Raw genomic sequence first — 11,167 nt, 5'->3', positions numbered from 1 at the left:
GGTGCCGGCGCGCACGGCGGCTCGGGTGGTGCGGCAGGCGGGCGCGAGCCCGCTCGACGAGCCCGCCGAACAAGCCGAGTTGACCAAGTTGACCGAGTTGTCCGACGACGAGAAAGCGAGCAGTTGCTGATGTACGACCTGCTGGTGGTGGGCGCGGGCCCGTACGGCCTGTCCATCGCGTCCCATGCCGCGGCCGCCGGGCTGAACCTGCGCGTCTTCGGCCGGCCGATGGCGTCCTGGCGCGACCACATGCCCCGGGGCATGTTCCTCAAGTCGGAGCCCTGGGCCTCCAACCTGTCGGACCCCGAGGGCCGTTGGCCCCTCGACGCGTACTGCACGACCCAGGGCGTGGAGTCCCGGCACGGCGAGCCGATCCCGGTCGAGATGTTCGCCTCGTACGGCCTGTGGTTCGCGCGCAACGCCGTGCCCGAAGTGGACGAGCGGACCGTGGAACGGATCGCACCGGTGCCCGGCGGCTTCGAGGCGGTGACGGACGACGGCACGGTGCTGCACGCCCGTACCGTCGCCCTCGCGATCGGTGTCATGCCGTTCGTCGAAATCCCGTCCGCGCTACGGGGGTTGGGCCGGTCCCTCGTCTCGCACAGCAGCCATCACAGCGCGCTGGACGACTTCCGCGGCAAGGACGTCACGGTGATCGGCGGCGGCCAGGCGGCGCTGGAGACGGCCGCCCTGCTCGCCGAACAGGGCACCCGGGTAAGGGTGTTGGCGCGGGCCGACGAGCTGTACTGGAACGACGTGCCGCCGGCCTGGGAGCGCCCGTGGTGGCAGGAGGCCCGCTCCCCGCACAGCGGCCTGGGCCCCGGCTGGCGCAACTGGTTCTACGCCGAGCGCCCCGGCCTCTTCCGCCGTCTCCCGGAGTCGACCCGGGCCAGGATCGCGGCCAACGCCCTTGGTCCGGCGGGTGCTTGGTGGGTGCGGGACCGGGTCGAACCGGCGGTGGAGGTGCTGCTCGGCCACGAGGTCGCGGCGGCCGACGTGGTGCCGGGCGGGGTCCGCCTGGAGACGGTGAGCGGGGCGGGCGGGACACGCTCCCTGGAGACCGAACACGTCATCGCGGCAACGGGGTTCAAGGCGACGACCGGGCGACTCGGGCTGCTCTCAAGCGAGTTGAGGGGATCCCTGGCCACGGTGGGCGACGGTTCCCCCGAGGTCGGCCGGGACTTCGAGTCCTCGCACCCCGGCCTCTTCATGGCGGGCCTGGTGACGGCCTCGGGCTTCGGCCCGGCGATGCGCTTCGTGCACGGCGCCACGTTCACCGCGGGCGCGCTGGTCCGGGGAGTCCGGCGCCGGCTGCACTCGGAGCCTCGCGGCGGCATGATCCCGGCACCGGGGCGGCGGGGCGCACTGGATTTCGTACGACGCTGACCCCGTAGTGCGGTGCGGGTGTGCCGGGCGGTGACGTCCGGCACCCCGTGTGCATCACCTACGGGCCGCGGCTCGGCCTCGTCGGTAGAGGATCGTGCCACCCGCGATCAACGCGGCGCTGACGGCGGAAGTGGCCAACATGGCCTCACTGCCGGTGTGCGCCAGGACGGGCGGCGGGGTGTGGTTCCCACCGTGCGGAGGCGGCGGCGTGTGGTCGCCGCCCGTGGGAGGAGGGGTGTGGTTGCCACCGGTGGGCGGAGGCGTGTGGTCCCCACCGGTCGGCGGCGGGGTGTGATTCCCGCCGGTAGGCGGCGGGGTGTGGTCTCCACCCGTGGGGGGAGGGGTGTGGTCCCCGCCGGTGGGAGGCGGGGGCGTGTGGTCTCCACCCGTGGGAGGCGGAGGCGTGTGATCCCCACCGGTAGGCGGCGGGGGCGTGTGGTCCCCACCCGTGGGAGGCGGAGGCGTGTGATCCCCACCTGTGGGCGGAGGCGTGTGGTCGCCGCCCGTGGGAGGCGGGGTGTGGTCGCCGCCCGTGGGAGGCGGGGTGTGGTCCCCACCGTGCGGAGGCGGCGGCGTCTCCTCGCAGTCCGGCTTGCCGTGGTCCGAGTCGCCTGAGCCGTAGCCCGAGTGGTCACCGGAGCCGTAGCCCGAGTGATCGCCCGAGCCGTAGCCCGAGTGATCGCCGTAGCCATGGCCGAAGTGGTCGCCGTAGCCGTACCCCGAGTCATCGTCGGAGCCGTAGCCCGAGTCGTCGTCGGAGTCGCCGTAGGACGGCTCGGTCCACCGGTGGTGTCCGGTGTGCTCGCCGTGCCGGTGCGATTCCTTGCCGCCGGCGCAGGAGTTGCCGAAGGTCGGGTTGAGTCCGGACACCCCGTCGACGGAGTTGCCGCAGGCGTTGACCGGCGCGTCGACCGGGACCTGGAGGCTGTTGCCGGACAGGACGCCCGGCGAATCCTTGGCAGCGCCGGCCGTGAACGAGTCGGCCATGGCGGGGCTGCCGCACAGGGACAGAATGCTTGTCGCGGCGGCAGCCGCGACCATTCCCTTACCCAGGGTCTGTCGCAATCTCGTTGTCTTCCTGCTTGAAGAAGTGGGAAAAAAAGCCGGCCTTGGAACAGGAAAGTGTCCAAGGCCGGCCGTGACACAGCCGGAGCGGCTGGTGCGTTACGTCGTCAGTCGTTGACGCAGGTGTTGCCGAACGCCGGGTTCAGCAGGCCGATCACGTCGATCGAGTTGCCGCACACGTTGACGGGGATGTGCACGGGAACCTGGACCACGTTGCCCGAGAGGACACCCGGCGAACCGACAGCGGCGCCCTCGGCACCGGCGTCGGCGAAGGCCGGGGCGGCCATACCGAGAGCCATGATCGCACCAGCGACAACAGCAGCGCTCTTCTTCATGAACGTTCCCTTCTCTGCGGTCATGCCCTATGACGGCCGAAACCGAGCGAGCACAGCTTGGGCGGCTCGCACCATGACCTGCAGGCTGTAAAACGAGGGATAGACACCAGAAGAAACTGAGGAACGTGCGACATCTGACAATTCACTCGATCGTCCGCACCGAATTGACGTAATGGCCGCAGGGAGTGACGTGATGTCAGCAGTAACGCAGGAACGCTTCTCTTCAAGAGGGGACAGCTTTTTCACGCGACGCGGGCGGCCCGCACGGAAAATTCCGGCGGGCCGCCCAGGTCATTCTGTTGACGGACGGTCAGCTGCCGATGGCGCCGTTGCCCGACAGCACCGGGATGTTGTCCGCGATGTGCGACAGCGGCTCGTCGCCCTTCGCCTGGGTGGAGTTCTCGGTGCACTGCTGGTTCTGCGGGGCCGAGAGGACCGGCACGTCCTGGAGGACGGTGACCGGCACCAGCACGCCCACGATCGAGGCCGCGTTGACCTTGGCCGGGACGCCGAGGCACAGCTTGTTCAGGTCGCCCTGGGCGAGCCCGAGCTGGGGGCTCATGTCGCCGGTGGTCTTGGCGTTGCCGTAGACCTGCTCGGCACCGTTCCCGTTGACCGTGGTGACGCCGTTGTCGTTGCCGATGGCCAGCGCCTGCGGGGCGGCCGTCGCCGATACGCCGACGACGGAAGCCGCGACAGCCGTCGCAGCCATTGCCTTCTTGAGCATTTCTGCGGTCCTTTCCTGGCAGAGACACAATTCCTGCTCCCCCATCAACCGGGGCGGGCCGGATTGGTTGCGCGACTTCACCCGGTTGGATTCATCTGGGCCATTGGAGTGAATCGGAGCAACCATGCGGCCCGGCACCAGTTGTTCAGGTCGCTCCGGTGGACGGGGTTACTCCAGAAGGGATCATGAAGTGATCAAGAAGGTTATGGCTGCTGCGGCTGTCGCCGCTTCCGTCGTCGGAGCCTCGGCTGCCGTCGCCGCCCCGGCGATGGCGATCGGTAACGACAACGGCGTCACCACGACGAACGGCAACGGCGCCGAGCAGGTCTACGGCAACCAGGCCACGTACGGCACCATGAGCCCGCAGATGGCGCTCATCCAGGGCTCGCTGAACAAGCCCTGCATCGGCCTGCCGGCCAAGGCGAACCTGGCCTCGCTGGTCGGCCTCGTGCCGGTCACCGTCGCGCAGGACGTGCCGATCCTCTCCGCGCCGCAGAACCAGCAGTGCACCGAGAACTCCACCCAGGCGAAGGGCGACGAGCCCCTGTCGCACATCCTGGACAACATCCCGGTCCTGTCGGGCAACGGCTCCGCGGGCAGCTGATTCCCGGACGCGCACCACGGGCCGCCGAATTCTCGGCGGCCCGTTGGCTTGCCTTCTCCGCGCGCCGATCCCCCGCGGCCGGCAGCCCCCGCGCCGACTTGTCACTCCAGCCGACTTATTGCGCCATTCAGGGCAAAGGCCGCAACCAAACCGGCCATCACCCAGTTGATCATCGCGCGGCTCCGCAACGGGAGTCCGTCCTCCGAAAGGGATAGAACATGAAGAAGCTGTGGGCGACCGCGGCTGTTGCCGCCTCCATCGCCGGTGCCACCGCCGCCGTCGCCACCCCGGCGATGGCCATCGGCAACGACGACGGTGTCACCACCACCAACGGCAACGGTGCCGTGCAGAAGTACGGCAACCAGGAGACCAAGGGCGACATGAGCCCCCAGCTCTCCCTCGTCCAGGGCACCCTGAACAAGCCCTGTGTCGGCCTGCCGGTCAAGGCGAACCTGGCCTCGATCGTCGGCGTCGTGCCGGTCACCGTTCTGCAGGACGTGCCGATCCTGTCGGCCCCGCAGAACCAGCAGTGCACCGAGAACTCCACCCAGGCCAAGGGCGACGAGCCGCTGTCGCACATCCTGGACAACATCCCGGTCCTGTCGGGCAACGGCGCCGTGGGCAGCTGACCCCACCAGCACCACGAGAGCGGGCCGCCGAGCACCTCGGCGGCCCGCTCTTCCGTGTCGTGGGGCCGCTTCCGCTACGGCTGTTGCGGCTTCGGCTTCGTGTAGAGCGCCTCGATGTCGTCCGCGTAGGCCGCCGTCACCACGTGCCGTTTCACTTTCAGGGACGGGGTGAGCAGGCCGTTGTCCTCGGTGAACTCGCCCTCCACCAGGGCGAAGGCGCGGATCGACTCGGCGCGGGAGACGGCCTGGTTGGCGTGGTCCACGGCCTTCTGCACGTCGGCGCGCAGGCGCGGGTCCCGTACGAGGTCGGCGAGCGGGGTGTCGGCGGGGAGTTTGCGGACCGAGAGCCAGTGGGCGAGGGCCTCGGGGTCGAGGGTGATCAGCGCGGCGACGAAGGGGCGGTTGTCGCCGACGACCAGGCACTGGCCGACCGGGGCGCGGCTGCGCAGCCGGTCCTCCAGTACGGCGGGCGAGACGTTCTTGCCGCCGTTGGTGACGAGGATGTCCTTCTTGCGGCCGGTGATGGTGAGATAGCCGTCCCCGTCGAGCGCGCCGAGGTCCCCGGTCGCGAACCACTCGTCCCGCAGTACGGCGTCGGTGGCCGCCGGGTTGTTCCAGTACGCGCCGAAGACCACCCCGCCCTTGATCAGCACCTCGCCGTCGTCGGCGATGCGGATCGTGGTGCCGGGCACCGGGAGGCCGACCGTGCCGGGGCGGGGCTTGAGCGGCGGGACGATGGTGGCGGCGGCTGTCGTCTCGGTGAGGCCGTAGCCCTCGTAGACAATGATTCCGGCCGCGGCGAAGAAGAGGTTGAGGTCGCGGTCGAGCGGGGAGCCGCCGCTGATGGCGTACCGCATACGGCCGCCGAGTTCGCTGCGGATACGGCGGTAGACCAGCAGGTCGTAGAGGGCCCACGCGGCGTACAGGGCGGGGCTCGGGCCCTTGCCGGTGCCGAGGAACCTGTTCAGGTACGCCTCGCCGAAGCGGACCGCGACGCGGTCGGCGCGGTCGAAGGAGGCGGCGCGGCCCATCCGTTCGGCGGTCGCGCGGCCGGTGTCGTGGATCTTCTCGAAGAGGTACGGCACCCCGACCAGGAACGTGGGCCTGAACTCCCGTAGCGCCGGGCGGAGTTCGTCGGGCTTGATACTCGGGCAGTGGCCGATCTCGATGCGGGCCATCAGACAGGCGATCTGCAGGGTGCGGCCCATGATGTGCGCGAGCGGGAGGAACAGGAGCGTCGAGGCGACCTGGCCGGTGACCTCGGTGAAGAGGGGGTGCAGCAACTCGACCGTGTTGGCGGCCTCGGCGTGCAGGTTCGCGTGGGTGAGGACACAGCCCTTGGGGCGGCCGGTGGTGCCGGAGGTGTAGCAGATCGTCGCGACCGTGTCGGGGGTGAGAGCCGTACGGCGCTTGGTGACCTCCTCGTCGGTGATGTCCCGGCCCAGGGTGGTGAGTTCGGCCATGGCACCCGTGTCCAGCTGCCAGATGCGCGGGAGTTGGGGGTGGCGGGCGGTGCCCGTCATGACCGTTTCGGTGTTCTCGGAGGTCTCCGTGACCACGAAGCGGGTGCCCGAGTCCCTTACGATCCACTCCACTTGCTCGGCGGACGAGGTGGCGTAGATCGGCACGGTCCGGCCGCCTGCCGCCCAGATCGCGAAGTCGAGGACCGTCCACTCGTAGCGGGTGCGGGACATCACCGCGACCCGGCCGCCCGGTTCGAGGCCGGCCGCTATCAACCCCTTTGCGGTGGCGGTGACTTCACGGGCGAAGGCGACAGCGGTGACGGGATGCCAGGTGCCGTTCTGTTCGCGGCGGAGGACCACGGTGTCGGGTGCCTCCGCCGCGTTGGTGAACGGGAGGTCGGCGGTGCTGCCGGTCGTCGGGCGCGGGGCGAGCGGCAGGGTGCTCGCCTCTCGTACGACGCCGCGCGCGTCCCTGGTGAGTTCGACCCGGGTGCGGGCCGCCAGGTCGGTGCGTTGCCGCGCCCGTTTCAGGTCCTTGCGTACGCCCATGTCGGCTGCTCCCGGTCGACGGTGAGACGGTGACTGGGGCGTCAACTTACTCGCAAGTAGGGGAAGGTCAATGGGGCCGGTGGGGTTGGGTCCGGGTTCGGTCGGATTCAGTTCATCCGGCTTGCCTCGTCGATCGCCTCGGCGAGTTGCCGTACGTCCTTGTCCTCCGTCTTCTTCGCCAACGCGTGGGCGCGGTCGGCGAGTTCGTCGAGTCCGGGGTCGCCGGGCAGGTCGCCGGAGCGGAGCGAGTCGGCGAAGTAGGCGGCCACGGCGGTGACTTGGAAGCGGGGTGAGGCGCTGGACAGGGAGTCGTGCAGGGATTCGGTCTCCAGTTGGCCCGACTCCTCGTGCGGGGCGCGGGTGTCGGGGTCGAGCCAGCGGACACTGGCCGTGGCGAGGTGACCGTCGGCGCCCGGCCTGGTGCGGACGGCGTAGAGGGCGGTCACGGTGTGGCCGGGGCCGATCTCGCCGCCGTCGACGTTGTCGTCGCGGAAGTCGTCGTCGGCGACCTTGCGGTCCTCGTAGCCGATGAGGCGGAACTGGGCCACCGTCTCGCGGTCGAAGGCGACCTGGGCCTTGGCGTCGCGGGCGGTGAGGTCGATGTTCTGCGGGAGTTGGTCGACGAAGACCTTGCGGGCGTCGGCGTCGTTCGAGACGTACGCGGTGTGCCCGTCGCCCTTGTCGGCGAGTTTCTCCATCAGGGCGTCGCCGTAGTCGCTGCCGACTCCGACGCCGAAGAGGGTGATGCCGTGGTCGCGGCGTTCGTCCGCGACGCGTTCGAGGATCGAGTCGGCGTTGGTGTCACCGGTGTTGGCGAGGCCGTCGGAGATGAGGACGACCCGGTTGGTGGCGCCCTCGCGCAGGCCCTTGGCGGCGGTGGCGTAGCCGGTCTCGACGCCTGCGCCGAGGTTGGTCGAGGACTGGGTCTCCAACTCGTCGATGGCGTCGTGGACTTCGCCGCGGTGGCCGTCGAGGCGGGTCATCGGGAGGACGGTCTCGGCCTCGTCGCTGAAGGTGACCAGCGCGACCGAGTCGTCGTCGCGCAGTCGGTCCGTCATCTCGTCGAGGGACTTCTTGGCGAGGTCCAGGCGGCCCGTCTCGCTCATGGAGCCGGAGACGTCGATGACGAACGTGAGGGCGGCGGGCGGGCGTTCGGCGTTGTCGTCGGCGGTGCGGGTGGCGAGGCCGACGCGGACGAGGGACCAGTTGGCGCTGTCGGTGCGGGCGCCGTCGACGGTGACCGTGAAGCCGTTGCCGTCGGGGCGTTCGTAGTCCTGCCGGAAGCTGTTGACGAACTCCTCGGGGCGGATCGTCGACGGGTCGGGCAGCTGTCCGTCGGCGAGGACGCGGCGCGCGTAGCCGTAGGAGGCGGTGTCGACGTCGAGGGCGAAGGTGGAGAGGTAGTCGGGGGACGGGGCGATCTTGTCGGCGGGGGTGCTTGTCTGCTCGCCGTCCTGTTCGCTGCTGTTGTCACCGCCGGAGGTGGTGGCGGGCGCCGGGGCCGGGAAACCGGTCCGGTTGGACGCGTCCGAGGTGTTGGAGTGGCTGCCCTCGCCCGCGCCGCAGCCGGTGAGGAGCAGGCCGCCCGCGGCGGTGAGGGCGAGCAGGGTGGCGCGCAGTCGCCGGGTGCGGTGGTGTGCGTACTCCCGCCCCGGTTGTGTTCGGTCGGTCTGGTTGGACTCCATCTCCCGTGCCCCCTCGGTCCGTTGACGTCGGTTTCTGCGACTGTGACGGCGGAGGGGGCGGGAACGTGCGCTACGGGGAGTTGCGGAAGCGTCTCGAACGGGTCGCGATCAAGGCCCGTCGAGACCGGTGGGTGATCCTCCGGTGACCTAGGACACGATGTCCTTGCGGGCGAAACCCCGGAAGGCCAGGGCGAACAGCACTATGGCGTACGTAACGGAGACCGCGGTGCCCTGGATCATGCCGGACCACTCGGGATGGGGCTGTACGGCGTCCGCCCAGGCGAACTGCCAGTGCGCGGGCAGGAAGTCGCGCCAGTGGCCGAGGGCCGTGACGGCGTCCAGGACATTGCCGACGATGGTCAGGCCGACCGCGCCGCCGACCGCGCCCAGGGGTGCGTCGGTCTTCGTCGAGAGCCAGAACGCGAGCCCGGCGGTGACCAGTTGGGACACGAAGATGTACGCCACGACCACCAGTAGGCGTTGGGCTGCCGTGCCCGCGCCGATCGTGCCGCCGGTGGGCAGTTCCAGTGGACCCCAGCCGTAGGCGGCGGTGCCGACGGCCAGTGCGACGAGCGGGAGCAGCACCATCGCGCCGAGGCTGAGGCCCAGGCCGACGACCAGCTTGGACCACAGGAGGCGGGCCCGGGGCACGGGTGCCGCCAGCAGATAGCGCAGGGACGACCAGCTGGCCTCCGAGGCGACGGTGTCCCCGCAGAACAGGGCGACCGGGACGACCAGCAGGAAGCCCGCCGACACGAACAGGTTCACCGCGGCGAAGTTGGCGCCGGACGAGGTGGCCGTGTCCATCAGGGTCACCTGGGTGTTGCGCCCGCCCGGGGTGCCGCCGATCGCGAAGGCGGCCACCAGGACGAAGGGCAGCGCGGCGAGGATGCCGCCCATGACCAGGGTGCGGCGCCGCTTCAACTGCCGGACCAGCTCGACCCGGAGGGGCAGTGTGCGGCCCGCTCGGTAGCCGGAGGCCACCTCGACGGGCTCGGCGAGCGTGCTCATGCGGAACCTCCGATCAGGGTGAGGAAGGCGTCTTCCAGGCGGCGGTGGGGGCCGAGGGAGGAGACCGGGACCTCCAGGCGGACCAGCTCTACGAGGAGGCGGGCGGCGGTGAGTGTTTCAGTGCCGTCGGTTTCGCGGGTGGCGTTCGCGAGGGTGCCCGAGTGTGCGGCGGTTTGCAGTTGTTCGTCTGCTGCGCCGTCGTGGCTGGTCGCGCTCCGCGGCGGAGCCGCTGATGGATGCAGCCCCGCGCCCCTTTGGGGCGCTGTCGTCAGGCGTACCAGGAGGGCGCCGTCTGTTCGTGTTGCCGACTCGACCCCGGGCAGGGCCGCCACTTTCTCCACCAAGGGGTCCGGGATGTCTGTTGCGAGCCCTACCAGGAGGGTGTCGCCGGAGCCGACGATCTCGGCGACCGGGCCCGCCTGGACGAGTCGGCCGCGGTCCATGACCACGAGGTGGGTGCAGGACTGCTCGACCTCCGCGAGGAGGTGGCTGGAGACGATGACCGTGCGGCCGGCTTCCGCGTAGCGGATCATCACCTCGCGCATCTCGCGGATCTGGGGCGGGTCGAGACCGTTGGTCGGTTCGTCGAGGATGAGGAGGTCGGGAAGGCCGAGCATGGCCTGGGCGATGGCGAGGCGCTGGCGCATGCCCTGGGAGTAGGTGCGCACCGCGCGGGCGAGCGCGTCACCGAGGCCCGCGATCTCCAGGGCCTCTTCCAGGTGGGCGTCCTCCGGCGGCCGTCCCGTCGCCTGCCAGTACAGCTCCAGGTTCTCGCGGCCGGAGAGGTGCGGGAGGAAGCCCGCGCCCTCGACGAAGGCGCCGACCCTGGACAGGACGGGAGCGCCCGGGCGGATCACGTGGCCGAAGACCCTGATCTCGCCGTCGTCCGGTTTGATCAGGCCCATCAGCATGCGCAGGGTGGTCGTCTTGCCCGCGCCGTTCGGGCCCAGCAGGCCGAGCACCTGGCCCTTCTCCACACGGAAGGACAGGTCCCGTACCGCGTACCGGTCCGCCGACTTCGCGTACCGCTTGCTCAAGTCGGTGATCTGGAGCGGGACTTCGGCCAGCTCGGGGTCGGGGGGTGTCGCGGAGGTGCGGCGGCGTCCGGTCAGCAGCAGTGCCAGTGCGAGCGCCGCGCCGGCCAGCGGCAGCCACCACACCCAGGAGGGCAGCGTCGCCGCCGCGGTGGTGACGCCCGGGGCCGTCGGCACCTTGAGGTCGCTCTTCAGGGTGACGGTGTACGTCGCCGGGGCCGCCGGGGAGGAGTACGCGAGGTCCGTCGAGGCGAGGACCAGGCGCAGATGGTGGCCGCTCTGGACGTCGTAGTCGATGGCCGGGAGGGTGATCGTGACGTCCTTGCCCGCCTTGGCGCCCTCGACCCTGAGGGGGGTCACCAGCTGGGAGGGGAGCACCTGTTGGGTGCCGCCCGGGCCGACGTCGTAGACCTTGCCGAAGAGGACGGCGTCGTCGCTCGTCGACTTGACGTGGACGGTGACCGTGGGCGAGCCGGTGATGCGGAGGCCCTGGGTGAGGGGCTTGGAGTCGAACGCCGCGTACTGGCCCGGGAAGTCGAGGGAGATGCCGACGCCCAGGGAGGACAGCTGGGACAGGCCGCCGGCACTGCCGAGGCCGGGGAGGGCGGAGATCGCGGGCGGGCTCGCGCCGGCCGGGTTGGTGAAGCTCTGCTCCGGGCGGCCGGTCAGGGCGATCGCG

At 70.5% G+C, this 11,167-nt stretch carries 10 protein-coding genes; 3 read left to right on the top strand and 7 right to left on the bottom strand.

Annotation, left to right across the window (positions count from 1 at the left end; all coding sequences use genetic code 11):
• Positions 1 to 129: 129 nt before the first annotated feature.
• Positions 130 to 1,386 carry an NAD(P)-binding domain-containing protein gene (locus tag R6V09_RS34230; RefSeq protein WP_317885353.1) on the top strand — a complete coding sequence of 419 codons (1,257 nt, stop codon included), beginning with the start codon at positions 130 to 132 and terminating at the stop codon, positions 1,384 to 1,386.
• A 54-nt stretch (positions 1,387 to 1,440) separates the two neighbouring features.
• On the opposite strand, the gene R6V09_RS34225 is transcribed toward R6V09_RS34230, so the two are convergent.
• The 3 genes from R6V09_RS34225 to R6V09_RS34215 all read right to left on the bottom strand — a co-directional run bounded on the left by R6V09_RS34225 (position 1,441) and on the right by R6V09_RS34215 (position 3,513).
• Positions 1,441 to 2,451 (bottom strand): chaplin family protein, encoded by a 1,011-nt coding sequence (locus R6V09_RS34225; RefSeq protein ID WP_317885352.1) that lies wholly within the window; start codon positions 2,449 to 2,451, stop codon positions 1,441 to 1,443.
• A 107-nt stretch (positions 2,452 to 2,558) separates the two neighbouring features.
• Positions 2,559 to 2,786, bottom strand: coding sequence for a chaplin ChpD (gene chpD, locus R6V09_RS34220; protein WP_033284615.1), 228 nt, complete (start codon positions 2,784 to 2,786; stop codon positions 2,559 to 2,561).
• Positions 2,787 to 3,096: 310 nt separating this feature from the next.
• Positions 3,097 to 3,513, bottom strand: a complete 417-nt coding sequence (locus R6V09_RS34215; protein ID WP_317885351.1) for a rodlin — start codon at positions 3,511 to 3,513, stop codon at positions 3,097 to 3,099.
• A 190-nt stretch (positions 3,514 to 3,703) separates the two neighbouring features.
• Between R6V09_RS34215 and R6V09_RS34210 the strand changes: the two genes are divergently transcribed.
• Together R6V09_RS34210 and R6V09_RS34205 are read left to right on the top strand one after the other, a co-directional pair.
• Positions 3,704 to 4,117: a rodlin gene (locus R6V09_RS34210; RefSeq protein ID WP_317885350.1), complete on the top strand. Its 414-nt coding sequence runs from the start codon at positions 3,704 to 3,706 to the stop codon at positions 4,115 to 4,117.
• A gap of 218 nt (positions 4,118 to 4,335) precedes the next feature.
• A complete protein-coding gene (locus R6V09_RS34205; protein WP_019065695.1) occupies positions 4,336 to 4,746 on the top strand; it encodes a rodlin in 411 nt (136 codons plus the stop codon).
• A 74-nt stretch (positions 4,747 to 4,820) separates the two neighbouring features.
• Here the strand turns inward: R6V09_RS34205 and R6V09_RS34200 are convergent, their stop codons facing one another.
• The 4 genes from R6V09_RS34200 to R6V09_RS34185 form a co-directional block, all read right to left on the bottom strand.
• Positions 4,821 to 6,758, bottom strand: coding sequence for an AMP-dependent synthetase/ligase (locus R6V09_RS34200; RefSeq protein WP_317885349.1), 1,938 nt, complete (start codon positions 6,756 to 6,758; stop codon positions 4,821 to 4,823).
• A 107-nt stretch (positions 6,759 to 6,865) separates the two neighbouring features.
• On the bottom strand, positions 6,866 to 8,443 hold the full coding sequence (locus tag R6V09_RS34195; RefSeq protein WP_317885348.1) for a vWA domain-containing protein: 1,578 nt from the start codon (positions 8,441 to 8,443) through the stop codon (positions 6,866 to 6,868).
• Positions 8,444 to 8,590: 147 nt separating this feature from the next.
• Positions 8,591 to 9,454: an ABC transporter permease gene (locus R6V09_RS34190; RefSeq protein WP_317885347.1), complete on the bottom strand. Its 864-nt coding sequence runs from the start codon at positions 9,452 to 9,454 to the stop codon at positions 8,591 to 8,593.
• Positions 9,451 to 11,167 (bottom strand): ATP-binding cassette domain-containing protein (locus R6V09_RS34185; RefSeq protein ID WP_317885346.1); only part of this gene is annotated, 1,717 nt, incomplete at its 5' end. The genes R6V09_RS34190 and R6V09_RS34185, both read right to left, overlap by 4 nt.

Origin of the sequence: Streptomyces sp. W16 (assembly GCF_033194735.1) — a bacterium.
Classification (GTDB): domain Bacteria; phylum Actinomycetota; class Actinomycetes; order Streptomycetales; family Streptomycetaceae; genus Streptomyces.
Note: the sequence above shows the minus strand (reverse complement) of the source record. Positions and strands in the feature narration are given on the sequence as shown.